Origin of the sequence: Limnochorda sp. LNt, from assembly GCF_035593265.1 — a bacterium.
GTDB lineage: Bacteria > Bacillota > Limnochordia > Limnochordales > Geochordaceae > Geochorda > Geochorda subterranea.
The window spans coordinates 2,082,803-2,106,360 of the sequence record NZ_CP141614.1 but is presented as its reverse complement, the minus strand read 5'-3'; the positions used below and the strand labels follow the sequence as shown (position 1 = coordinate 2,106,360).

At 68.2% G+C, this 23,558-nt stretch carries 27 protein-coding genes and 1 pseudogene; 19 read left to right on the top strand and 9 right to left on the bottom strand.

Annotated features, from left to right (window positions below; genetic code table 11):
• The first annotated feature begins 632 nt into the window (after positions 1-632).
• The 14 genes from VLY81_RS10010 to VLY81_RS09955 all read left to right on the top strand — a co-directional run bounded on the left by VLY81_RS10010 (position 633) and on the right by VLY81_RS09955 (position 11,530).
• Entirely contained in the window at positions 633-1,862 is a 1,230-nt protein-coding gene (locus tag VLY81_RS10010) for an ABC transporter substrate-binding protein (RefSeq protein WP_324668017.1), read from the top strand.
• 139 nt (positions 1,863-2,001) lie between these two features.
• Complete coding sequence (locus VLY81_RS10005) at positions 2,002-2,889, top strand: carbohydrate ABC transporter permease (RefSeq protein WP_324668016.1); 888 nt, start codon at positions 2,002-2,004, stop codon at positions 2,887-2,889.
• A gap of 4 nt (positions 2,890-2,893) precedes the next feature.
• Positions 2,894-3,721: a carbohydrate ABC transporter permease gene (locus tag VLY81_RS10000; protein WP_324668015.1), complete on the top strand. Its 828-nt coding sequence runs from the start codon at positions 2,894-2,896 to the stop codon at positions 3,719-3,721.
• Positions 3,722-3,861: 140 nt separating this feature from the next.
• Positions 3,862-4,698, top strand: coding sequence for a sugar phosphate isomerase/epimerase family protein (locus VLY81_RS09995; RefSeq protein ID WP_324668014.1), 837 nt, complete (start codon positions 3,862-3,864; stop codon positions 4,696-4,698).
• 14 nt (positions 4,699-4,712) lie between these two features.
• Positions 4,713-5,810: a galactitol-1-phosphate 5-dehydrogenase gene (locus VLY81_RS09990; protein ID WP_324668013.1), complete on the top strand. Its 1,098-nt coding sequence runs from the start codon at positions 4,713-4,715 to the stop codon at positions 5,808-5,810.
• Positions 5,791-6,684 carry a DeoR/GlpR family DNA-binding transcription regulator gene (locus VLY81_RS09985; protein WP_324668011.1) on the top strand — a complete coding sequence of 298 codons (894 nt, stop codon included), beginning with the start codon at positions 5,791-5,793 and terminating at the stop codon, positions 6,682-6,684. The genes VLY81_RS09990 and VLY81_RS09985 overlap by 20 nt, the downstream gene beginning before the upstream one ends.
• Positions 6,685-6,776: 92 nt before the next feature.
• Positions 6,777-6,965: a hypothetical protein gene (locus tag VLY81_RS09980; protein WP_324668010.1), complete on the top strand. Its 189-nt coding sequence runs from the start codon at positions 6,777-6,779 to the stop codon at positions 6,963-6,965.
• Positions 6,966-6,987: 22 nt separating this feature from the next.
• Positions 6,988-7,959 carry a 1-phosphofructokinase family hexose kinase gene (locus VLY81_RS09975; protein WP_324668009.1) on the top strand — a complete coding sequence of 324 codons (972 nt, stop codon included), beginning with the start codon at positions 6,988-6,990 and terminating at the stop codon, positions 7,957-7,959.
• 535 nt (positions 7,960-8,494) lie between these two features.
• A complete protein-coding gene (locus VLY81_RS09970) occupies positions 8,495-8,659 on the top strand; it encodes a hypothetical protein (RefSeq protein WP_324668008.1) in 165 nt (54 codons plus the stop codon).
• 17 nt (positions 8,660-8,676) lie between these two features.
• Complete coding sequence (locus tag VLY81_RS09965; protein ID WP_324668007.1) at positions 8,677-9,186, top strand: nitroreductase family protein; 510 nt, start codon at positions 8,677-8,679, stop codon at positions 9,184-9,186.
• Entirely contained in the window at positions 9,095-9,409 is a 315-nt protein-coding gene (locus VLY81_RS14760) for a DUF433 domain-containing protein (protein ID WP_405001367.1), read from the top strand. Before VLY81_RS09965 ends, VLY81_RS14760 begins: the two co-directional genes overlap by 92 nt.
• A 32-nt stretch (positions 9,410-9,441) precedes the next feature.
• Positions 9,442-9,723 carry a DUF5615 family PIN-like protein gene (locus tag VLY81_RS14755; protein WP_405001251.1) on the top strand — a complete coding sequence of 94 codons (282 nt, stop codon included), beginning with the start codon at positions 9,442-9,444 and terminating at the stop codon, positions 9,721-9,723.
• Positions 9,635-9,967, top strand: a complete 333-nt coding sequence (locus VLY81_RS09960; protein ID WP_405001366.1) for an AAA domain-containing protein — start codon at positions 9,635-9,637, stop codon at positions 9,965-9,967. The genes VLY81_RS14755 and VLY81_RS09960 overlap by 89 nt, the downstream gene beginning before the upstream one ends.
• Positions 9,968-10,021: 54 nt before the next feature.
• Entirely contained in the window at positions 10,022-11,530 is a 1,509-nt protein-coding gene (locus VLY81_RS09955; RefSeq protein ID WP_324668004.1) for an AAA domain-containing protein, read from the top strand.
• Between the two features lie 118 nt (positions 11,531-11,648).
• Here VLY81_RS09955 and VLY81_RS09950 read toward each other — a convergent pair whose 3' ends face one another.
• Together VLY81_RS09950 and VLY81_RS14750 are read right to left on the bottom strand one after the other, a co-directional pair.
• On the bottom strand, positions 11,649-11,873 hold the full coding sequence (locus VLY81_RS09950; protein WP_324668003.1) for a YdeI/OmpD-associated family protein: 225 nt from the start codon (positions 11,871-11,873) through the stop codon (positions 11,649-11,651).
• Between the two features lie 33 nt (positions 11,874-11,906).
• Positions 11,907-12,443, bottom strand: coding sequence for a COG4315 family predicted lipoprotein (locus VLY81_RS14750; RefSeq protein ID WP_405001250.1), 537 nt, complete (start codon positions 12,441-12,443; stop codon positions 11,907-11,909).
• A 91-nt stretch (positions 12,444-12,534) separates the two neighbouring features.
• On the opposite strand from VLY81_RS14750, the pseudogene VLY81_RS09945 reads away from it, so the two are divergent.
• Positions 12,535-14,193 (top strand): annotated as a pseudogene (locus VLY81_RS09945) (IS1634 family transposase).
• Between the two features lie 81 nt (positions 14,194-14,274).
• Here the strand turns inward: VLY81_RS09945 and VLY81_RS09940 are convergent.
• Positions 14,275-14,550, bottom strand: coding sequence for a COG4315 family predicted lipoprotein (locus VLY81_RS09940; RefSeq protein WP_324668002.1), 276 nt, complete (start codon positions 14,548-14,550; stop codon positions 14,275-14,277).
• The gene (locus VLY81_RS09935) at positions 14,510-14,716 is read right to left on the bottom strand and encodes a hypothetical protein (RefSeq protein WP_324668001.1); all 207 of its coding nucleotides are present in this window, start codon (positions 14,714-14,716) and stop codon (positions 14,510-14,512) included. The genes VLY81_RS09940 and VLY81_RS09935 overlap by 41 nt, the downstream gene beginning before the upstream one ends.
• Positions 14,717-15,569: 853 nt before the next feature.
• On the opposite strand from VLY81_RS09935, the gene VLY81_RS09930 reads away from it, so the two are divergent.
• From VLY81_RS09930 to VLY81_RS09920, 3 genes are all read left to right on the top strand, one after another.
• Positions 15,570-15,896: a hypothetical protein gene (locus tag VLY81_RS09930; protein WP_324668000.1), complete on the top strand. Its 327-nt coding sequence runs from the start codon at positions 15,570-15,572 to the stop codon at positions 15,894-15,896.
• Between the two features lie 43 nt (positions 15,897-15,939).
• Entirely contained in the window at positions 15,940-16,344 is a 405-nt protein-coding gene (locus tag VLY81_RS09925; RefSeq protein ID WP_324667999.1) for a hypothetical protein, read from the top strand.
• Positions 16,345-16,570: 226 nt separating this feature from the next.
• Positions 16,571-17,872: an HAD-IIA family hydrolase gene (locus VLY81_RS09920; RefSeq protein ID WP_324670392.1), complete on the top strand. Its 1,302-nt coding sequence runs from the start codon at positions 16,571-16,573 to the stop codon at positions 17,870-17,872.
• A 29-nt stretch (positions 17,873-17,901) separates the two neighbouring features.
• Here VLY81_RS09920 and VLY81_RS09915 read toward each other — a convergent pair whose 3' ends face one another.
• The 5 genes from VLY81_RS09915 to VLY81_RS09895 form a co-directional block, all read right to left on the bottom strand.
• Complete coding sequence (locus VLY81_RS09915; RefSeq protein ID WP_324667998.1) at positions 17,902-19,326, bottom strand: SLC13 family permease; 1,425 nt, start codon at positions 19,324-19,326, stop codon at positions 17,902-17,904.
• Between the two features lie 390 nt (positions 19,327-19,716).
• A complete protein-coding gene (locus tag VLY81_RS09910) occupies positions 19,717-20,460 on the bottom strand; it encodes an ABC transporter permease (RefSeq protein ID WP_324667997.1) in 744 nt (247 codons plus the stop codon).
• Between the two features lie 31 nt (positions 20,461-20,491).
• Complete coding sequence (locus VLY81_RS09905) at positions 20,492-21,571, bottom strand: ABC transporter ATP-binding protein (RefSeq protein WP_324667996.1); 1,080 nt, start codon at positions 21,569-21,571, stop codon at positions 20,492-20,494.
• A 92-nt stretch (positions 21,572-21,663) separates the two neighbouring features.
• Entirely contained in the window at positions 21,664-22,803 is a 1,140-nt protein-coding gene (locus tag VLY81_RS09900) for an ABC transporter substrate-binding protein (protein ID WP_324667995.1), read from the bottom strand.
• 85 nt (positions 22,804-22,888) lie between these two features.
• A complete protein-coding gene (locus VLY81_RS09895) occupies positions 22,889-23,152 on the bottom strand; it encodes a YdeI/OmpD-associated family protein (RefSeq protein WP_324667994.1) in 264 nt (87 codons plus the stop codon).
• 68 nt (positions 23,153-23,220) lie between these two features.
• On the opposite strand from VLY81_RS09895, the gene VLY81_RS09890 reads away from it, so the two are divergent.
• A complete protein-coding gene (locus VLY81_RS09890) occupies positions 23,221-23,472 on the top strand; it encodes a hypothetical protein (RefSeq protein ID WP_324667993.1) in 252 nt (83 codons plus the stop codon).
• The last annotated feature ends 86 nt before the right edge of the window (positions 23,473-23,558 follow it).

The following is a 23,558-nucleotide window of genomic DNA, read 5'->3' as shown; positions in this document are numbered from 1 at the left end:
CACGGGCGACAGGCCCAGGATGCGGAGGAGAGAGCGTTGTCGCCCACCAACGGGGCCGGGCCATCCTCTTGCGCGAGGCCCGCTGGTGGCCTGAATGGGCCGAGCGGGGACCTGGCCGGCGCCGTCGGCCCCGCTGGGCGTCCTCCACCGTGCGCACGTCCACGAGACAGCCTGCCGTGTTGCCTAGGAGGTGCAAGGCAACTGGTTGGCGTTCCCAGTGGACAGCCCGTTTTCGCCCTTATGGCCATCGCAGACCACCAGTGGAACGCTTTTGAGTCCCCGGTGCACCAGCGTCCGCAGAAAACTCGATGGAGGACCCGTAGCTTTCGGCCAGGTCCGATGGTAAACGCCAGGACCTCCCGTTCCCCCATCTCCCGTACCCCTATAGCCACCACCACGGCAATGTCTACCAGTGGCCCAGCCTGCCGGACCCTCGCGGCTCGTAGGTACCGCTGTTCGAGGCGGAGTCTTGCCGGTTCCGGGAAAACCCTGGCACGAATCGTAAGCATACAATAGCACTTGACATAAATAGAAGGTTACGTTATGATACCCAACGGCTCCCGACAACCCATCCGGATCGGGGGGAAGGTTTCGTGTCGGCTCGCTTGCGATGTTGTATTGCGGTCGCGGTCGTGCTGCTGCTGGGCATGGTGCCGGCAAGCGTGGCTGCCGAGAAGGTGGTGCTCGAGTTTCCCTCTTACCAGGCCACCGAACCCGGCTTCGCCGAGTGGTGGAAGGCGAACATCGAACAGTTCGAAGCCGAACACCCGAACGTGGAGATCAAGCTGATCCCTGCCCCGTACGAGGCCCATCACCAGACCCTGCTCACTCGCTTTGCGGCCAACAATCCGCCGGACATCGTGCACCTGTCCGCCCGCTACTATTACCGTTTTGCTGACATGGGTTGGCTTGAGCCTCTCGACCCCTACCTTTCCGGAACGGATATCCCGCGGGCCTGGTCGCCCCTACAGAGCGCCCTGACGTGGAACGGCAAGACCTATGCGCTCATGCTGCTTGGGTACGCTTACGGCCTGTACTACAATGAGAAGATGTTCGAAGAGGCCGGGATAGGGGTTCCCTCCAACCTCTCCGAGCTTGTGGCCGCCGCGCAGGCGCTCACGAAAGACACGAACGGCGACGGGCGCACCGACCAGTTCGGGCTTGAAGTGTTCACCGCGGAGCACAGCTCGGCCTATATGTTCGTCACGTGGATGCTGATCGGAAACGGCACCCACTGGACAGATGCGAACGGACAGCTGCAGCTGACCAGCTCGCCGAAGGTCCAAGAGACCATCGATCTATGGCGGCGGATCGTGAAGTCGGGGTGGACGCCGGAAGGGCTCGACGACGTGGCGGCGCGCAAGCACTTCATGGCAGGCAACGCTGCGATGCTAATCGACGGCTCCTGGGTTGCGGCGATGGTGAAGGATGCAGATCCGCAGGTGCGGCCTTACGTCAAGGTGGCCCGCGTGCCGTTCGCCCACGTTCCCTCCGGCCCGAGCAACGTGATCGCTATGCCGGCGTCGCTGAGCCCTGAGAAGAAGCGGTTAGTGTGGGAGTTCATCTTCCAGCTAACTCGCCCCGAAAACCAGCAAGCCTACTCCGAGCTGACCGGAAGCCCGGCCCCCCGCAAGGGCGCTGTCTCCGAGGAACTGCGCCGCAGCTCCCTCGGGATGCAGGTATTCGCCGAAGCGGTCGCCGAGGCTGAGGTGAGTTTCATGCCCAGGGGATACGAGGTCGAGTTCGCGCAGTTCTCCGATACCGTGGTGCGAGGGCTGATGAGGCTGGCTGTCACCGACCTGCCCACTTCGACGATCCTGGCCGAGATGGAGCGGGAGCTGCGCAGTATTCGCGGGCGGTAGCGGGCGGGGCTCACGCCCCGCCACCGTCGTCCAGCCCCTGGCCAGGACGCGCCAACTGGGGACGTGGGTCGACGTGGTTGGCGCGTCCCCCTCCTCGCCACGGGGGATGCCACTTCGGTATGGGACGGGGATGCATGGGATGGTCCTGACGGGTACGATGCGCTGGCGAAAACGCGGGGTTGCTCTGGCGTTGCTGGCACCAGCCACGCTTATCATAGCGGCGATCTTCGTCTACCCGATCGTCGTCGCGGTGCGTATGAGCCTCTTCGACGTGCCCACCTACAACCCCGTGATGTCGGGGCCAGCAAGCCTGCGGAACTACCATGAGCTAGCGACGTCGGGCGCGTTCTGGAGAGCCTTAGCCACGACCATCACATACACCGTCGTCGTCACAGCCTCTGCATCGGTCGTGGGGCTGGCGACTGCGGTCTTGCTGCGGGCTGTGGTCCGGGGGAGGCGCCTTTTTCGCACTGCCCTCGCGCTCCCGTGGGTGATCCCGCCGGCGATTGTCGCCCTCATCTGGAAGTGGATGTTCGAGCCCCAGTCCGGCGTGGTGAACCACCTGCTCCACCTGGTGGGAGCAACTCCCGTCCGCTGGTTCCACAACCCGTCCGCTGCGCTGGTGGCCTTGATTGTGACCGGCATCTGGCACGAGTATCCGTTCTTTCTTATCACGGTCTCCGCGGGGCTGGAGATGATCCCCAAGGAGCTGTATGAGGCCGCCGAGCTTGACCAGGCCAACGGGTGGCAGAAGTTCTGGTACGTGACCTTGCCGGCGCTTCGACCGCTCGTCGGCGTCAGCGTCGTCCTCAGCGCCCTCATGTCCTTCAGGCAGTACGATCTCGTGGCGGTCCTCACCGGCGGGGGGCCCGCTGGCGCCACGGAAACCCTTGCGCTGGCGATTTACAAAAACGCCTTCCAATACTTCCGCATGGGCTACGCCAGCGCCCTCGGGACGGTTAGCCTGATCATCAGCGTGCTGCTCGTGGTCACACTGCTCTCGCGGCTTGCTAAGGAGTTCTACTAAGGCTATGAACAGACGTACACCCGGCGCCTACCTGCTGCTCCTGATCCTGTGCGTCGTCGCGCTCTTTCCCATCTACTGGATGGTGAAGACGTCGCTCACGCCAGAGGGGTCTGTTTACAGGACTCCACCTTCTGTGCTGATTCAGTCGGGTGACCTGGAGCTCGGCCGTTATCAGCGGATCTGGCACGAAAGCCCAGTCGGCCGGTGGCTGCTCAACACAATGTTGGTGGGCATAGTGACGTCGCTGCTGTGCATCCTGGTCTCAGTACCCGCAGCCTATGCTCTGTCCAGGTTCCGGTTCCGCTGGGGTATCGTGGCCGGCTACTCGCTGCTGGTGACCCGCATGATGCCGCTCACGCTCCTGATCATCCCGATGTACATGATCTTTGCGCGGGTGGGATTGCTCAACAAGCTCTTCTCAATCATCATTGCGGATCTCGCGTACATCCTGCCGTTCTCCGTATGGATACTCAAAGGCTTCTTCGACGGGATTCCCGCCGCGGTCGACGAGTCAGCAGAGATCGACGGCTGTTCAACTTTGCGAATCCTGCACTCCATCATCCTTCCGCTCTCGCTTCCGGGCATCGGCGCGGCGGTGCTGTACTCGTTCGTCCGGGTTTGGAGCGAGTTCCTGTTCGTGAGCACCTTCATGACCTCTCCGGAGAACTTCACCGTTACGGTTGGAGCGCAGCTGTACGCCGGATCCCTGCGGGTGTCGTGGGGGGACATCATGGCTGTCACCACCTTGGGCTCGCTCCCGATGGTGGCGCTGTTCCTGTACCTTGAGAAGTACTTCGTCAGCGGATTGGCTGCTGGCGCTGTGAAGGAGTAGACCGCGATGCGTTGCCGGGACACTGCGGGGCCGGGTCATGGTCGCTCGCGGCGACCCCTTGTGCTGTACGGCCCATTCGGTTCGCATGGAGCCTGCGTTGCGCGATAGGAGGGCAACCAGCCATGGAGAAGCGGATATCCGTGTCCACTTACCTGTACAACCACCTTCCGCTCAGCGCAGCGCTGTCCCGCCTGGCGGCTGGCGGTGTGAGCAGAGTGGAGATCTTCGGAGGGGAATACACCCACTGGCGTCCCGACGAGGATCCGGAGCAGTTGAGGGCGCTGGTTGTCGAGAGGCGACTTCAGGTAACCGGCTTCCACCTACCCAAGGAGGAGATCGTGCTCGCTAGCGAACCGAAATACCGCGACGCGCTCGACAGGCTCAAGCGGGGACTCCGCGTCGCCTCGGCCGTCGGTGCGAGCTCGGCGGTGCTCCATGCCGGGTACGAGGTGGCCGACTCGCGCTACGGCGCAAGAGAGCGGCTGGTGGAGGCGGTGGCGGAGCTGGCGGCCGCGGCTGACCGGGAGCACCTCGATCTGCTGCTGGAGAACCTGCCGCGGTTCGGGCCTGCCGTCTTCGGCCACTCCGCCGATGAGCTGCTCAGCCTGGTGGAGCAGGTGGCGAGTCCCAGGGTCGGGATCTGCTTCGACACCGGGCATGCCCTGGTGAACGGGCACGACCCCTCCGAGTCGCTGAAGCGGCTCTTCCCTCTGGTGAAGTCGATCCACTTGTCGGATAACCACGGGCCGAAGCCTGACAACCCGTTCGCCAGCGACGAACACCTGGCGCCGGGCGACGGGGTCCTGGACTGGGATGCCTTCTTCGAGACGCTGGGGGCCCTGGGCTACTCCGGTGAGCTGGTGCTCGAGCCGGGGGCGCAGGCGAACATGAGCGAGGAGGTCGTTTTGGCTCGGTCGATCGCCGCCGTGGAAAGCCACTGGAGACGCCTGGCCCGAAAGGGGACCAGACTCCTGTGAAAATGCGAGGAGCCGTGAAGGTCGCGCCCGGCTCGGTATCGGTGACGGAGATGGAAGTCCCGGCCCCCGGCGAGGATGAGGTGCTGGTGCGGGTTCGGGCATGTGGGATCTGCGGCTCGGACGCCTTCCGGCTTGCTAGCCGCAGCCCCCGGTGGGACAACCTCGTTCCCGGCCACGAGTGCACCGGAGAGGTGATCGATGCCGGCGCGCGCTTCCGCGATCTCACCCCCGGCGACCCTGTGGTGGTCATCCCCCTAATACCCTGTCACCGGTGCTCCTATTGCGCAGCGGGAGATTACGGCCTGTGCGAGTCGTACAGCTTCATCGGTTCCCGGCGCCACGGAGGGATGGCCGAGTACCTGTCCGTGCCGGCCAAGAACCTCGTGCGCCTGCCGGAGGGAGTCGACCTGATCACGGCGACCCTCGTGGAGCCGTTGAGCGTTGCGTTCCACGCGCTGCGCAAGGCGGGTGACGTCTCGGGCAAGTCCGTGGTCGTGCTGGGAAGCGGGGCGATCGGGCTGTTGACCGTCTACGCGGCCCGAGTGCTGGGCGCCTGTCCGGTGATCGCTACCGACAAGGTCGGCAAAAGGCTCCGCTTCGCGAAGCTCTTGGGGGTGGACCAGGTCGTGGACGTGTCTGCCGCGGAAGCAAGCGAGGTCGTGCTGGAGAGGACGTCGGGCCGGGGTGCCGACGTGATCGTGGACTGCTCGGGCAGCGCCCTCGCGCAAAGCCGCGCCCTGAGGATGGCAGCCAAACGAGGCCGGATCGTCCTCGTCGGCACGCCGCACGAGGACCTGGTGCTCTCCCCGGACCTCGTCGATCAGGTGATGCGGAAGGAGCTCAGCCTGACAGGCGCTTGGATGTCCTACGGGACCCCCTTCCCGGGATTGGAGTGGGCGCAAGCCGTCGAGTACGTGGCCCGGGACCAGGAACGGTTGCGCAGCCTGATCACCCACCGTTTCAGCCTGGAAGAGGCGCCGCAGGCCTTCGACCTCGTCCTGGGTCGAAAGGATTCGTTCATCAAGGTGGTTGTGGAGATCGGCCACGGCCGTGGAAGTTCGGAGGGCCCAACACAGGGCAGGGAGTCGGTCAATGCAGGCCCCGTCGAGTAGGGATGCCAGCGCTGCGGAGAAGGGCTCGGCCGAGCGGGCGAAGAGCCCTCTGTTCGCCGAGGAGCGCCATCGACGCATCCTGGAGCTCCTGGAAGAGAGCCAGAAGGTCTGGGTCAAGGACCTGAGCGTCCGCTTCGGCCTGTCGGATGTGACGATTCGACAGGACCTCCGGGCGCTTGAGAGGCAAGGCTTGCTGGTCCGCACCCACGGAGGGGCAATCCCGGTAACGCAGGCCCGCTTCGACCTGCCGACCTCGCAGCGGGAGAGCAAGCGGATCGAACACAAGCAGGCGATTGCCCGCGAGGCTCTCCGGTTGATCGACGACGGAGACACGATCATCCTCGACGCGGGCACGACGGTCCTGCAGCTTGCCCGGCTGCTGAAGGCCAAGAGGGGACTGACGGTGGTGGTCAATGACCTGGGCCACATTCCCGTCCTGCAGAGCCTGCAGGGCGTCGAGATCATCGTGCTCGGCGGCACCTTCCAGAAGGGGAGGGGACACCTGGTCGGGCCGTTGGCCACGCGGGTGCTGGGGGAGCTGTACGCAGACAAGGCCTTCATCAGCACCACGGGCCTCACGCCGGCGAGGGGATTGACCACCACGGACCTCTCCGAGGCGGAGGTTCGCGCGGCGATGATCGCCAACTCGAAGCAGGCCATCGTCCTCGCTGACAGCTCCAAGATTGGCAAGAGCTGCTTCGCCTCGGCGGCGCCCCTGAGCCAAGTCGACATCCTGATCACGGACTGGGAGCTGCCCGAGAAGGAGCTGCTCTCCCTGCAGAGGACCGGTCTCAAAGTGATCCGGGCGCAGGCGCCGCCATGGGCGGGACAGCTGCGCCCGGGTCCCAGCCAAGATACAGAGGGAGCGATCTGAGACGCCAAGTGCCCGCCCCAGGAGGCTGACCGTCGGCAATCCTCGTTGAGACGGCGCGTGACCTGACGCAGTATTCGCTGGGCCTGTTCAAGGTGGAGTTCCCGGGCGCCCTGCGGGCGGACGGCAAGGTCGGGGCGGCCGACCCGGGGCAGCTTTTCGAGGTTTGCAGTCGCCTGAATGCGGCGACCCGCGCACCGTGGGTGATCCTGTCGGAGGGGTGGACCGAGAGGTTGGACACCTCGGCGCCGACGCCGGAGACCGACTGGTTCACCCGGTACTGAGGGTCGGTTTGGGGGGTACTGAGTGATTGCGGTAGTGTGCCCGAACCCGGCCATCGACAGGCACGCAGTCGTACCTGGGTTCGAAAAGGGACGAGTCCACAGAGCCGAGAGCCTTCGGGTCCTGGCCGGGGGCAAGGGACTGAATGTGGCGCGTATCCTGGCGGAACTGGGCCACCGTCCGACGGTTCTTGGCTTCGCAGGAGGCTACGCCGGCCGGCAATTGGAGGAGGGGGTTCGGACCTTCGGGGGTGCCCCGCGGTTCACAGCGGTGGGTGCGGAGAGCCGGACCTGTTACACCGTCGTGGACCCGGTATCCGGAACCCAGACGTTGATCAACGAGCAAGGAATGCCTGTGACCACGGAGGAAGTGGAGCGGTTTTGGCGGGCCTTCGTGGACGAGGCGGCGCGCTCCCGATGGGTGGTGCTGTCGGGTAGCCTGCCTCCGGGAGCACCGGTCGACCTCTACACCCGCATGGTTACCTTCTGCCGACAACGGTGCGTGAACACGGTCCTTGACACCAGCGGCGCTCCTTTGGAGGCGGCGCTCCAGGGGGCGGCGGCACCAACCTACCTCAAGACGAACCGGCTTGAGTACTCGGAAGCCGTTGGCCACTGCCCGAACCTACCCCATGACCTCTGGCAGGCAGCCTCGGCCTCACTCCGAGACTCTGTGGCCCACATCATCACTGACGGGGCTGCCAGGGTCGGTGTAGTCACTAAGGCCGGGACCTGGTTCCTCTACCCGCCGAAGGTGGAGGTGGTCAACGCCGTCGGCGCCGGCGACGCTTTCACAGCAGGGCTCGTCAGCGAGTTGGCGACGGGTGCTCCCCTGGAAGCGGCCGTGCGCTTCGCGGTCGCTTGCTCGTCGATTAAGGTGGCCAACCTTACGCCGACGTTGGGGGTGGACGCCGGCCGCATTCGGGAGATAGCGGCGAAGGTGCGGATCGAGGCTGCGCAAGGCGCACAAGGGCCGCCTCCAGCTTCTTGGGCCTGAGCTGCGGGCTGGTATGATGCACCCCGAAAACAGGACCCAAGGCCGCGGCACGATGCGCGCCAGCAGGCGCCAGGCGTCTATGCGCTCCGGCTTCGCGTGGGTGGTGCGGGGGCTGTCGGCGGTCAAGGTGTTTGGGCGCCTCCTCGTCAGGGTAGACCCAAGCGGCCACCGGGGCGAGGCGCATCATGCAGCCGTTGCCACCATCATGGGCGAGTCCAGGCCCGTTGAGGTGGGGCTCGGCGGGAGGGTGTCCGCCTTCACGCTGACCCGCCTGGGCAGCCTACGCATCCGGGACATCCACGTGGGCCGGACATCACATTTGCCCGGATCATCCCGCTCGTCGAGGAAGCGGAGGCCCATCGGGCCGACATCCAGCGCCTGGTCGATCGCTTCTCTGGCTACTACCTGCCCGTGGTGCTTGGGGTGGCGGCACTGAGCCTGGTGGCCCCGAGGTCCCTTGGGGACGGTAGCCGTGCGGGTCATTGCGTGCGCGTGTTCGCTCGCCCTGGCGACTCCCGGCGCCATGTGGGCCTCGGTGGGTGTAGCGGCGAGCAAGGGGCTGCTCATCGAGGGGGGCCGCTACCTGGAGCTTCTGACCGGCGCCGACGCGGTGATGATCGACAAGACAGGGACCCTCACCCTCGGCCGCCCACAGCTGACCGACGTGGTGCCGCTCGACGGCCCCCAGGTAAGATGGTAGAGGGAGGGGTGCGAGATATGGACACTTGGACGTGCATCCGGACCCGGCGGACCATCCGCGACTTCCGCCCGCACCCGGTGCCTGAGGCCACCATCCGGCGCACCTTGGAAGCCGGACGGCTGGCTCCCAGCGCCCTCAACCGCCAGCCGTGGCACTTCGTCGTCGTCCGCGACCGCCAGCGCCTGGGGGCCCTGGCCGAGGCGTGTTCCACGGGGCGCTTCGTCGCCCAGGCCGCCTTTGCCGTGGTCGTGGCGGTCGATCCCCAGAACCGCTACCACCAGATCGATGGCGCCAAGGCCGTGCAGCAGATGGAGCTGGCCGCCTGGAGCGAAGGCGTCGGGATATGCTGGATCGGCGGCTTCGACGCCGCCCGGGTGGCCCAACTTGTCAGTCTACCGGGCGAATGGGCGGTGTTGACCGTCCTCGCGTTCGGCTATCCCGCCGACGCGGGCCGCTCACGGCGCAAGGGCGTCAAGAAGGCGTTGGACGAGGCGGTCTCCTGGGAGCGCTTCGGCCAGCGAGCGTGATCGATCGCAGGCCCTCCGTCTTGGGGCTCTCCTGAGAGGCAAGCCGGTCATCCGGGGCACCCGAGTCCCGGTCCATCTGGTCGTGGGCAGACTGGCCACCGGCGCGTCCATCGAGGAAGTGGCCGCCGCTTATGGGAGCACGGACGAACAGGTGAGGGCCTGCCCGGCGCTTGCGGCCGAGATCTTCAGCGAGAAAGGGTTCCTTGCGCTTTCTCGTGGATGAGTCCGTCCGATGGGCCGTGACCCAGCAAATCCATGGCGACGACCGAGGGCCGCATCATCGTGACGCAGGACCTGGACTTCGGGCGCTTGGGTGAACAAGGTTGGACCCCAGCGGGACTGGTCTTGCTGCGCTTCCCCTCCACCCTCTGCCCGAGTTCGGTGGCCGAGTACTTCGCGAGGCGCTGGCTCGTCGGCAACGCCTGGAGGTCATTCCGACGAGGCGGAGCTGGGACGCCGCCATCGAGAATCGTCGGAGGCGCTGGAGGGTACCGTCCGCCGCCTCGCCGAGATCGCCGCGGCCATCGCCAGCCTTAGCCGCGTCATCCTGGAGGAGACCCAGGTAGTGGCCGCGACCCTGGCTCGGCTGTCCATCATGGAGGACCTTCTCGCGGAGCCGTACGACACGGTGGTAGTGGATGAGGCCAGCGTCGTGCCGATTCCGTACCTGTGGCTGGCCGCGCTCATGGGGAGGCGGCGGGTGGTGGTGGCTGGCGATTTCCCGCAGCTCCCGCCCATCGCGGCGGGCGACGACCGGGACCGTTACCCACGGGCTTACTGATGGCTCACCCGGGACGTCTTTGAAGAGGCGGGTGTCGTCGACCCGGATCAGCGGGTGAACAGGGACGACCCGACACTGGCCGGCCTGTGCCGCCAGTACCGCATGCATCCCCTCATCGGGGATCTGGTCAACGCCCTGGTCTACGAGCGGGACGGCAACCGGCTGCAGCACGAGGTCGACGCGCGCAGCGACGACGTGAAGCGCGGGCTTGATGCCCTGCCCGAGTCCGGGCATCCCCTCGTCCTTTGCGACACCTCCGACGCCAACCCGTGGTGTGCCCGGCCGGTCGGCTCCCGCTCCCGTTACAACCTCTACAGCGCCGTCGTGGCCGTCCGGCTGGCGGCTCTGGCCGCGCAGAGCCACCCTGCCATCACGGTGGGCCTCGTGGCTCCGTACCGGGCCCAGGTGCGCCTGCTGCAGGCTCTGGCGGAGCGACACGGTCTCGCCCTCGACCGGGTCCGGGTCGCGACCGTCCACAGCTTCCAGGGGGACCAGCAGGACGTCATCGTCCTGGACCTGGTCGACGGGCCGCCCCACCCCATCGGCCGCCTGCTCAAGGGAAGGTACGTCTCTCCGGCGACCCGCCTGCTCAACGTGGCCTGTTCTCGGGCCCGAGGCAAGCTCATCGTGGTGGCCCACACCGCCCATTTTAGGCGGCTCACGCCAGGCCACTCGTTGACCGAACTCCTGGGCTACCTCGGCCGCCACGGCCGCTGGCTGGATGCCCGGGGCATCCTGGGCGGGCACGACGACCCCGATGTGTTGGCCCTGGCCGGTGTCGTCAACCGCGCCGGGACGCCCCTCCCGGCGGGCCTCGAACTCGTTCTCTACGACGAGAGCAGCTTCTACCCCGCCTTTCGCAGGGACCTCACGGCCGCCCGGGGGTACGTCGTGCTGTACAGCCCCTACATCCACCCCAACCGGCTCGCCGACATGGCGCCTCATCTGCGGGCGGCCGTGGAGCGGGGAGTCCAGGTCTCCGTGGTGAGCCGGCCGGCCGGTGGCGAAGAGGCGGACGGCGCCAGCCTGCGGCAGGAGCTGGCACGGGTCGGCGTACGGGTGATCCCGCGCTCTGGGCTGCACGAGAAGCTGGCCGTGATCGATGGGGAGGTCGCGTGGTTCGCCAGCCTCAACATCCTGTCACACAGCCGGTCGACCGAGTGGATGATGCGCTTCGCCGACCCGGGCGTTGTGGGGCGCCTGGCAGAGGTGACCGGCGCCACCGCCCTGGTCGAGCACAGCGAGCGGCAGGAGGCCCTCCAGGCCAGGCGGCAACGGCTGAAAGCGGCGCTGCAGGCCCGAGGCTCGCCGCCGCCGTGCCCCACGTGCGGGCGGCCCACTCGGCTCGTCTTCGGCCGCTACGGTCCCTTTTTCGGCTGCACCAGCCCTCGCTGCAAGGGGACGGTCAATCTGCCGAGGCCGGTCGTCCAAGCGGCCGTCGACGCCCTGGAGCTGGAGTGTCCCACCTGCGGCTCGAGGCGGCTCAGGGCCCGCTGGGGGAAGAATGGGGCCTTCCTTTCCTGCAGCCGCTACCCCGCCTGCAAGCACACGGAACCCCTGTAGCCAGTGCGGCAGAGCGCCGGGCGGTCGCGCCCCGCCCGGGAGCCGGGCAAAGGCCCCGACGGCACAACCCCGGGGCCCGGGCATCCCCGGCCCCATCGTCGCGGCTTGCGACGGCAGCTCATCGCGGCCGCCAGGACATCTTCATGTAGACGCCGCCGCGGGCCAGCTCGTCCAGCATCTGCTGCAGGCGTCTGCGGCGCGTCTGCTCGCGCTTGGCCTGCAGGATCCAGCCGATGCAGTCGTTCTGCTGGTAGGGAGGGCGCTCGAGGTAACGGGCCATCAGGCCGCTGGCCACCAGCGCCTCCCGGACGAAGTCGGGCATCTCATGTCGGGGCCGTCGCACCCGGGCCCCACCCGGCTCGCCAGGCACGCCGTCTCACCTCCGGTGGGGCGTGGGGCACGCCTTCGACGTCGGCCGCCGCACTCCTGGGGATGGGGATCGGCGAGCGGCGCTCGGGCGTGGGTCCTGGTGGGCGAGGCATCCTTCGGTCGATGTCCCGACGCAAGTATGCCCGACATGGCGTCGAGCCGTGTGCCATGTCAGGAGGCTCGACGCGCTCGCCGCGGCTGCGCCGCTACCGCGGCGAGCCGGTCCCGGTGCCGCCAACGGGCGGCCTGTGCCCCGTCCTTCACGGCTGGGCGACGAACCAGACGTCGTTGACGCCGTGGCCGTGCGTGCCCCCCGGCGCCCGATCCGAGCAACCCGAAGCGGCGGCCAGTTTTGCTCACAGGTGTCGTAGCAGTTGCTGGCCCCGGCCTGGTCGCGCGCGAAGGTGTACAGCGTCAGGCCCGTCGGCCCCACCAGGATCCGGCCGAACTGCGGGTGAGGCCGCACCTGCACCGTCTGGCGTTGTACAGTAAGTGGCCACAACCCGCCCCCACCCGCACGGTGCGAAGCGGGTTTGCGGGCCATTCCCCGTAGAAAAACGCGGATGCGCGTAGACACAACCACAAAAGATGTAGCTATTGACACAGCGTGGTAAACGAGTTACGATGTAGGCACGATGTACGTGCGCACCGTCACTTCCAAGGGCATCCAATACGCCCAGCTTGCCCATAACGTCCGGGACCCCAAGACTGGACAGCCCCGGGCCCAGGTGCTGTACACCTTCGGCCGGGTCGACCAGCTCGACCTGGACGCGCTGCGCCGCCTGGTGCGCAGCATCGCCCGGTTCCTGCCCCCCGACGAGCAGGCCCAACTGCAGAAGGATCTCGGCATGGAGTGGCCCTTTCGGTACCTGGGCTCCCTGAAGCTGGGCGGGACGTGGCTTTTGGACGGGCTGTGGCGGCGGCTGGGCATCCAGAAGACCTTGCAGCGCCTGCTCAAAGCGCGCCACTACCAGACCCCCATCGAGCGGCTCCTCTTCGCCATGGTGGCCAACCGGGCCCTGGCGCCGTCCAGCAAGCCTGGCCATCGAGAAGTGGGTGGCGCAGGACGTCTACATCGACCAGCTGCCCGCGGTGGAAGTCCACCAGGCTCTACCGGCCATGGACTTTCTGCTGGAGGCTGCCGAGGCGATCCAGCGCGAGGTCTTCTGGACGCTGGCCAACCTCTTCAACCTCGAAGTGGACGTCATCTTCTTCGATACGACGACGGCGTACTTCGAAATCGAGGGCGAGGACGCCGACGGGTTGCGCCGCTGGGGGCACAGCGCCGATGATCATCCGAAGATGGCCCAGGTGGTCATCGGCTTGGCCGTGACCCGGGACGGCATCCCGGTCCGCTGCTGGGTCTGGCCCGGCAACACCGGCGACCAGAACGTCGTGGCCGAGGTCAAACGGGATCTCAACGGCTGGAAGCTCAACCGGGTGGTCGTGGTGTTGGACACGGGCTTCAACTCCGAGGCGAACCGCCGCATCCTGCAGGGCGCCGGCGATCACTACATCATCGGGGAGAAGTTGCGGGTGGGCCCCCAGGGGGTGCCCGCGGAGGCGCTGCGCCGGGGCGGCAAGTACCGCAGGCTTCCCGACGGGCTGGAGATCAAGGAGGTCGTGGTCGGAGGGGATAGCGCCGCCCGCCGGCGCTTCGTCATCGTCCGCAACCCCGAGGAGGCCGAGCGGGACCGCCAGAAGCGGGAGTCCATCCTGGCCGAGCTTCGCCAGCGGCTCGAAGCGCTCAAACAGAAGCAGGGCGAGGCGCATACCAAGGCAGCCTGCGAGCTGCGGGCCCACGAGACCTTCGGCCGCTACCTGCGCCAGACGCGGGGCGCGCGACTGGTCATCGACGCGGCCAAGGTTCGCCGAGAAGCCGCCCTCGACGGGAAGTTTGTGATCAGCAGCTCCGACGACTTTTTGCCCGCCGAAGACCTGGTCTACGGCTACAAGCAACTCTGGCAGGTGGAACGGGTGCACCGGGACCTGAAGCACACGGTCGACGTCCGGCCGATGTACCACCGGCTCGACGACCGCATCCGGTCCCACGTGCTGCTGTGCTGGCTGGCCCTCCTCATGATCCGGGTGGCCGAGAACGAGACGGGCCAGACCTGGCGACAGATGCGGGATCTGGTCGCCCCCATCGACGTGGGCCGCCACGCCACCGCCCACGGCGAGGTCTGGCAGGTCCGCCCCTCACCGAAGAGCAGAAGGCGCTGTTTCAGGCCCTGAAGGTCGACCGACCGCCCCACTACCTGAAGATTGTGACGCCCACCCGAAAAACGGCGTAGATACAACCGCTTTGTCCACCTCAGCCCTTATAGATCCCGTCATGTCGCTCTTTGTCACCTTGAATTGTCGCTACGAGCTGTTCAACGCCAGACCGTCGGCGCCAGGTTGGCCACCCACCAGACGTCGTTGACGCCCTGCCCGTTGGTCTGCCCGGGGGCGGTGTCGCCCACCCAGTAGTACAGCGGCCAGCCGTTGTACGTCACCTGCCGGCGGCCATCTCGCCGGGTCGTGGTGCCCAGCTGACCCGGCAGCCCCGGGGGTGCGACCGGCGGGCCCGGGTCCACCACCAGAGGGGGCCAGATCTGCTCGCAGTTGTCATAGCAGTTGCTGGTGCCGGGGACGTCCCGGGTAAACACGTACAGGGTCCGGCCCCGTCAGGAAGAAGCCCAGCCGCTCATCGAAGCGCACCTGGACCGTCGGCTGCGCCCCCAGGGCGACGCCGGCCAGGGCGACCCCCCAAATGGCCGCCGCCAGCATCGCGAGCCCCACCTGTCGCCGCCCATCCCACCGACCCACGCGCATGCTCGCCTCATCTCCCTCCACGGCCGCACCGGCCCGGCGGGTGCCGAGACCCCGGAGCGGCGGGTCCGTCTTGCGATCAGGTACGGGTCGACGGCACGGGTCGAATCCAGAACTTCTGGCCGGTTCGCCCGAGGTCCCGCCTGGCGCGTTCCCGGACTCGTGCCAGGTCCCGGAGCGCCTCTTCCTCCTTGCCGGCCGATGGTCGTCCTTTACCTGGCGCTGCAGCGCCACCTGACCCAGGGTCATGGCACGGGCGGTGAAGGGGTAGGGGAGCGTTAGAGGGACAGCACACCTGCCCCGACGTGCCCAAGGTGAGGGCCACGACGTCCACGACCACTGGCAGGTACGAGAGGTTTGTCCACATCGTCGATATCCGAGATCATGGGCTTATTGCTGATCTCGTACAGGCAATACCTAAACACGGATATGTGGAGTTCCTTCGTAGAATTCGTGGAATGTTCAAACATCCCGAAAATTGATATGCTCCTGAATGCCGATCGACCAGCTCAGAAGCCCGATGTGCCGGCGTTCCCTCGGGCTTTCCGTGGCTGCACGGGTGTACACCCGCGCCCGTATTAGTCAACTACCTGCCTGAGTGATCCTGTGAAAGTGCCGTCGTGACGGCCTCTCACGGCCTGCACCCCCCTCTTGACATGGGGCTTATGATGTTGAGTTGGAAGAGTACGGAGAAGGGGGCGTCTGTTCCGCGAGGGCTGACAGAAGGGGCGTGGGGGTTCACGAGAGGCCGTTGGATACGGCCTCCGCCGTATCGGCAAAGGGGGCGGAGTGTTGAAAACCTCAGCGGAAAGGGTGGATTGTTGCGAATCAGAATGATCCGCTCATTGCAATTCAAATGGGCACGATCCGATTTTACCGAATATCCGGAACCGACCACTATATCAAGGCATGGCCATTGATGCGCCTAATGCTCGGAACGACGCAATACATCCTTGCCGTCACCACATCGCCCGAACGCGCTGACTCCGTCACCCTTGAGTGGCTGGTCGTACCGCGTGACCTGAAGCGAATCGAACCGGTCCGCGCATCGGAACTGCCGTCTACGGTGCGTCGCACCTTCGCCAAGGTGCGGGCGGACGATGTCATCGAGGCGTTGGTCCAAGTCGGTGAGGCGCTTTGGGGGGAGATTCTGGACGACGACGGCGATGGCCGGGTGTGCTGAGCGGCGGTTCGATGCCATCCTCCCCGGGAAGGAGAGCGGGAGCATGACGGTCGCCGAGCTGATTGGGCAGTTCAGTGGCGTCACGCAGCCCGTGGTGGAAGAGCTTTGCTGGGCCTGGCAGGCACGGCGCGGTACGGTTCGCGCTGGTGACAAGGAGCTTCTCTTCAAGCGCGGACCCCTCACGCTCCTGCGAGCCTGGCGGTCCAAGCGGCCCGCGGGGAGGCTCCTCTACCTGCCAGTGTACAACGAGTGGCTGGTCTTCACCAAGTACGCCGCGCTGACCGAGGCTGCGATGGAACGGCTGGCGTCAGCACACGTGGGGTGGCGACGTCCTCCCGAGCAGCGGGCGGAGTACCACTGGGTGGTGCCACTGCCCTTCTCCACCAGATGGATCCCGCTCATCGTCGACGCGGCATGGGGCCGGGACGATGCGTTGCCGGCGGCGTAACGAGTAGCCCAGGCGGCAGCGTTGTCCAGGCTGGCGGCTAGCGAGTGAGACTGGCGGCCCTTGCCGGCGCGAGGGGTGGAGTCCGGTGTGGATCACCCTGAGTTGCGGCGAGGGCCGCTCTCAGTTAGAGAGGACGTGGCGAGCTGCGATGGATCGGCGAACGTGGAGGGCGGCGGCGGGAGGGCATGGCAGCACGGCACGGTAGAAGTGTGAGTTCGATAGGGTGATGCGGATGCGGAGCCTGGCCGAGCAGTTCGACGCCTTCCTCTTCGACCTCGACGGGGTCGTCTACATCGGCGACGAGCCCATGTCGGACGCCGTAGAGGCGCTGGGTCGGCTGCGGGCCATGGGCAAGGCCGTGCGGTTCCTGACCAACGACCCGCGTTACACCCGCCAGCAATTCGTCCGGCGGCTCGAGGGGATGGGTATCGAGGCGGTGCCCGACGAGGTGATCGGGTGCGGCTGGGCCACGGCCCAGCACTTGCGGCAGCTGGGGGTGCGCTCCGCCCTGGTGGTGGGCAACGCCGCCCTCGCCTCGGAGCTCGAGGCCGCCGGCATCGTCCCCACCGAAGCGGATGGCGGCGAGCCGCCGACCGTCGATGCCGTCGTGGTAGGGGCCGGGGAGCATCTCGGGTATCGGCACATCTTGCAGGCGAGCCGGGCGATCCTGGCAGGGGCAAACTTCGTGGCCACCAACGCGGATGGGCGCTTCCCTGCGCCCGGCGGGCCCGCTCCTGGTACGGGGGCGATCGTGCGGGCGGTGGATGTGGCCACCGGCAGGCGTCCGCTCGTGGTGGGCAAGCCCAACCCGTTCATGTTCCGGATGGCGCTGGAGAGCCTCGCGCCAGGTGCGCAGGCGGTCATGGTGGGGGACAACCCGGCGACCGACATCCTGGGCGCTCACCTTGCGGGACTGCCGGGCATCCTGGTGGCTCGCGAGGGGGAAGGCGGAAGACCGGGCATCACCGTGCCGCAGGCGCAGGGGGCATCATCGAGGAGAGGGCTTCTCCAGGCCGACGCCGTGGTGTCGACGCTGCTGGCCCTCTTCGAGCCGAGCCCGCCCCTGAGGCACTGGGCTCCGCTGCCCCATCCGTGGCCGGAGCGGGTGAGCCCGGGGGTGGCGGCTGTCGTCCTCGGCCCGGAGGACCGGGTGCTGTGGGTACGTCGGCAGGACACCGGTCGATGGAGCCTCCCTTTGGGCCACGTCGAGCCTGCCGAGAGCCTGCACGAGGCCGTGCGGCGGGACGTGCTCGAGGAGACGGGCCTGGTGGTGCGGCCGGTGAGGCTCACCGGGGTCTACTCAGAGCCGGCTGCCCAGGTCTTCGTCTACCCTTCCGGCGAGGCGGTACACTTCGTCACCTGCTGCTTCCTGTGTCGGGTGGAGGGCGGCTGCTTGCAGCCTGCGCCCGACGAGGTGAGCGAGGCGGCCTTCTTCGAGCCCGGCGCCCCGCCGCCCGCAGCCATGGCCATCCACCTGCAATGGGTGGCCCACGCCCTGGCCGGCGGACCTGAGGCTGTCGTGCGGTGACGCCGGGCACCGCAAGGGGGAGACCCGGTTCAGCCGCCGGCGCCGGGGCCCACGCCTATCCAGACCTGCACCAGCAGGGTGGCGAGGGCCACCATCAGTACGCCGATCAGCAACCCGATGAGGACCATGTCCCACACCCGCAACTGGCCGCTGCCGAAGGCGATGGCGTTGGGTGGCGTCGAGACAGGCAATGCCATGGCCCCCGAGACACCCAGGGCGACCGCGACGGCCATCTGAGCGGCGATCGGCCCGCCCACCCCTGCCACCACCGGTACCAGCAGCGCCGCCGCGGCGGTGTGGCTGATGAACGTGGCGAGCATCAGCGCCACCGATGCCGCTGCTCCTACCGCCGCCCACGGGCCCATCGGCTGCCCCACGGCCCATCCGGCCAGCCCCGACGCCTGCAGGGCGAAGCCCAGGCTCAGGCCGCCCCCCATCAGCACCAGCACGTCCCACTCCATCCGCCGGAAGGCGCCCGACGGCAGCCACCCGATGCCGCCCAGCACGATGACGGGGACGAGCGCGACCACCCACTCGGGGATGCCATGCCATGCGGCCGTGAGCCATCCCACGGCGGTCAGGCCGGCGATGGCAAGCACGCCCCGCTGTTGCGGCGTCACAGGTTCCGGACGGCTTGCCCAGGCCGCCCGCAGGTGCACCAGCGACGTCGGCTTGGCCGGGAAGCACCTCAGCAGCACCCACCAGAGCACCGCCGAGAGCGCCGTTGCCATCGGCACCCCCAGGGCCATCCACCGGGCGAAGCTGACGGTGACACCCAGCCGTTGCAGCGCCCCCAGGGCGATGACGTTGGGCGGCGTGCCGACAGGCGTGCCGATGCCTCCGATGTTGGCGGCGAAGGGCACGGCCAGCAGCAGCGCCCGACGGAAGGGGTCATCCGCGTCCAGGCGAGAGACGAGGGGCAGCATGACGGCCATCATCAGGGCGGCCGTCGCCGTGTTGGACATCCACATCGACAGCGCGCCCGTGACGGCGATGGTACCGGCCAGCACGCCGGGCGCCGTCGCAGGGACGCGATGGAGCATCGCCTGTACGAGGCGGCGGTCGAGGCTGCACTGGCTGAGGGCCTCTTCGAGAGCGAAGCCACCGAGGAAGAGGAGCAGTACAGGATCGACGAACGCGGCCACGAAGGCCCTGGGCCCCAGGTGGGCCAGCGGTCGGCCCGGCAAGGCGAGGAGTACGGTCTCGGCCGTCAGCACCGCCAGGGCGGTGACGTGGAGGGGGAGAGCTTCGGTGATCCACAGCAGCGCGGCGGCGATGACGATGGCGAGGGTGGTGCGCGCCGCCGACTCGAGGCTGCCCGCCAGAGCGAAGGCCGCCATGGCCGCCCCAAGGCTGACGACGAGGCCGGCACCCCGGTGGCGGAGCCAATGAAAGGAGAGGCTCGACCACTGCACCAGCGCCCCACGAGGGGCGGTACTCACCTGACCGGCCAAGGCCTTCCTCCCGTCCGCACCCACCCACGGCGCAGAGCCCTGCCGTCGGCCGGCCGAGAGACGGGGTCCAAAGCCTGCGCCTGCTGGCGGATCGGCCCAGGCACCCATTTCAACGATCGTTGAAATGCTCACGCATTCCGAGGGGACGGGGCCCGACGCCAGCCTCGGGGCCTGGGCCACCCTCGCAGGGGCGGAACTGGCTGTCCTGCCTGACTACGTCCACCGGTGCGTACCTGCGAGTGCAGACCCTCTGTCGGCGTGACGTACGGGTATTTCAATACCTCTTGAAAATCGCCTAGCGGTCGACCGATGCCTATTGCTTGCCGTGGGCTCCTTCGGTGGAAGCCCCGCAGCCGCCCCCCGGGCGCTATCGAGCCTGGCCCGGCCCCTTCACGACTGGCCCCGGACCACCCGGCGCTCCACCGCCTGCAAGAGCCACGTGCTGGCGATGCCCAACAGCGACAGCACCACCAGCCCGGCCATCAGGCGGCTGACCAGCATCAGGGCACCGCCCTGCAGCACCAGGAAGCCGATGCCCGCCTGCGCCGCGATCATCTCGGCCGACACCACCAGCAACAATGCCATGCCGGCCGCCAATCGCAGCCCGGCGAAGACCATCGGCAGCGCGGCCATGATGGTCACCTTGGTCAGGACCTGCCAGGGGCGGGCGCCCAGGCTTCGGGCCGCCCGGGTCAGCACGGGGTCGACGCGACGCACCCCGGCCGCCGTGTTGACCGCGACCGGGAAGAAGCATCCGATTGCGATGACCGCCACCTTGGAGGGTTCGCCGATGCCCAGCCACAGGATCAGCAGGGGCAGGATGGCGATTTTGGGGATGGGGTAGGTGAGGGCGATGAGGGGGTCGAGCAGCCCTTCCGCCACCGGCGACAGCCCCACCAGCAACCCCACGGCGAAGCCGGCCACCGACCCCAGCAACCACCCCAGCGCGATGCGCTGCAGGCTCAAGGCCAAGCTCCTGGCCAGCTCGCCCGACGCGACCAGCCGCCCCAGCTCGGTCAGCACGTCGGAAAGGGGTGGCAGGAAGAGCGGGGGCAGCCACCCGGCCCGGGTGACGGCCTCCCAGGCCACCAGCACCGCCGCCACTGAGGCGAAGCCCAGCACGCCCCTGGGCACCGGCCGCCGGGCCGGCTCCGGAGGCGGCGGGCTACGACCCGGGCGCCGGCGATAGGGCAGTCGGCGCTGCCTGCGTGCGGCCGGCCGCAGCTCTTTCCCGGCCGGTGTCGTCGCCGGCGAGGGCGACACCGGCAGCGACAGCAGCCGAGTCGCCGCGGCCAGCGTCGAGAAGCACCGCTTGGCCCAGGCGATGCGGCTGGCGGGCCGCCTCGGGTCGGGCCACAGCATCGCCCCAAGTGCCCGCCCCGCCCTGCGCCACTTCACCTGGTGCTGCCTCGCCCACCCCCGACGTCGCAAGGCCGTCCACCTGCCACATGGCCAGCCGGGCATCCTCCCGTAGCAGACCCCACAGCCGTTGCACGAAGGCCGCGAACTCCCCCGTGGCCAGCAGCCCTTCATCGCGGGGCCGCCCGAAGGGCACCACCACCTCGGCCTTGACCCGTCCCGGCCGGCGGCTGAGCACGACCACCCGGTCGGACAGGAAGGCCGCCTCCTCGATGTTGTGGGTCACGTAGAGAACCGTCTTGCCGGTGCGTTCCCACAGCTGCAGCAGGTCTTGCTGCAGCAGCGCCCGGGTCTGGGCGTCGAGGGCCGAGAGGGGCTCATCCATCAGCAGCACCCGGGGCTCCACCGCCAGGGCCCGGGCGATGCCCACCCGCTGCTTCATGCCGCCTGACAGCTCGGCCGGCAGGCGCTGGGCCACCGAGCCCAGCCCCACCATCTCGAGGTACCGGCGCCCCGCCTCACGGCGGGCGCCCGACCCCACCCCCCGCACCTCGAGCCCGAAGGTGACGTTGTCCATCACCGTCCGCCACGGGAAGAGGGCGAACTCCTGGAAGACCACGGCCGACAGCGCCTGCCCGGCGCCCATGCCATCGCCGCCCGCCGCCGGCCGCCCGCCCTCTTCCACGAAGCGCACCTCGCCCGCGCTGGGGGCCATCAGCCCGGCCACCACCGCCAGCAGCGTCGACTTGCCGCAGCCGCTGGGCCCGAGCAGCGCCACGAACGCACCGGAGCCCACCTCGAAACTGACCCCGTCCAGGGCCAGTACCGGCTCCCGGCCGCGCCCCGACGCGTACTCGACCCGCACTCCGTCGACCTCGATGCGCATCCCTCTGACCTCGCCTGCTGTCGTCGCAGCTGCCCCCGTCGTGCACGGGCAGCCGCCGCCTCGGCCCCGGCGGCTACCCCGTCAGGCTCCGCTCAGCGGGCCGCCAGCCCGGCCAGCGCTTCGTCGATGAAGGACATGTCGACGAACTGAGCCGGGTCCACCACCCGCGCCAGCAGACCGTGGGCCTGGTACCACTCCTGCTGCTGGCGGAGGTCCGCCACGTCCACCCGGGCCTCGGGGTCCACGTAGGCCAGGGAGAGGGCGATGGCGTCAGGCCGGGCACCGGTGTAGTCGGCGACGATGCGCAGCAGCTCATCGTGCATCGCCGTGCCGGGGCCGCCAGGCCCGCCCAGCCCGAAGGCGGCCTGGTTGTACCAGCGCACGCCCCGGATGTATGCCCGCATGAACCGGACTGCCACGTCACGCCGCGCTGCCATCCGTTGCGAGAAGAAGACGCCCGTCACCTGGTAGGGCAACAGATCCCCGGCCCAGAAGACCACCCTGCCCCAGCCCTCGGCCTCGGCGTTGGCCCCCCAGGGCGGCGAGACCAGGGCGGCGTCGACGGTGCCCTGGCGCACGGCCTGCAGCATCATGGAGATGTCGCGCAGCGGCACGAGCTCCACGTCGCCGACCGACATGCCGTTGAGCTCGAGGATGCGGCCGATCTGGTAGTGGTAGGTGGAGCCGAGCTCGGTGATGCCGATGCGGGCCCCCCGCAGGTCCTGCACGCTTCGCAGGCCGGCCTCGTAGCGCTCCCGGGAGGTGAGCAGCGCGTTGAGCCGGTAGCCCGGCCGCTCCGAGCCCCGATCGGCCACCAGGATGAGACGTGCCCCCTGGGCGATGCTGTTGAAGAGGGCTGCCGTGATGCCGGTCGCTCCCACGTCCAGCTGATTGGCCGCCACGGCGACCGCGATGGGCGAGGCCGCGGAGAACCACCGCACCTGCACGTCGAGACCCTCTTCGGCGAAGAAGCCCTTATCGAGGCCCACGAAGATGGGCGCCCCTCCGATGAGCTTGAGGGTGCCCAGGGTGACCACGTCGGCGGCCGAGGCGCTACCCGGGGCCAGCGCCACGAGCCCGATGGAGAGCAACCCGACGGAGAGCAAGAAGGGCAACAGGCTCAGGGCGAAGGCATGGCGCCACTCCGCCGGCCATGCCGCCCGCCGTGCCGCCCGAGAGGGGCGGGCCGCCGCCCGCTGCGGCTGCTTCTCGCCTGCGTCCGTCACCGCCACGTCACCGTCCCCAGCCGTTTTGGTGGACGCAGGTTCGGGGGTTGCACAGGCTTTCCTGCACGACCCGACGGCACCAAGGCCCGACTCACGCCCGCCCGGATGCGGAAGGCCTCCAGGGCATCTTCATGTAGACGTCCCCGCGGGCGAGCTCGTCCAGCATCTGCTGCAGGCGCTTCTGGCGGGTGTCGTCGCGCCTGGCCTGGGTGATCCAACCGATGTAGTCGTTTTGCTGGTAGGGAGGGCGCTCGAGGTAGCGGGGCATCAGGCCGCTCGCCATCAGCGCCTCCCGGACGAAGTCGGGCATCTCGTGCCGGGGGCGCCGAAGGCGGGACCCGTCTCGTTCACGCATGCCTGTTCACCTCTGCGGACGGGATGGCCACACCCTTACCACCGAGCCCGGCGACTTCCTGCTCGACGATGGCGTCCTGCGCCCGCATCACCTATGTCGTCAGCGTGGGGCTGTACCGGGCCGCTGCCGCCGCCCTGGCCGTGGCCATCCTCTCACCGATCCTCGGCGGGCGTGGCCTGCTCCCGCCGGAGGAGATCTTGATGGGCCATGCGCTGGTCATGGCGGTCCTCCTGGGGGCGCTGGGATGGGTGGTGCGGGGCATCCACGTGGCCCTGCGAGCCCCCCTCGCCGACGCCACGCACTGCGGGCGACGTCGATGAGGCCCTGCCTCGGCGTTGACGGCTACGGTGCAGAAGGCGGGCCGAAGGGCCACCTGGCCACGCGGCGTCGAGGCGACGCAGCGAAG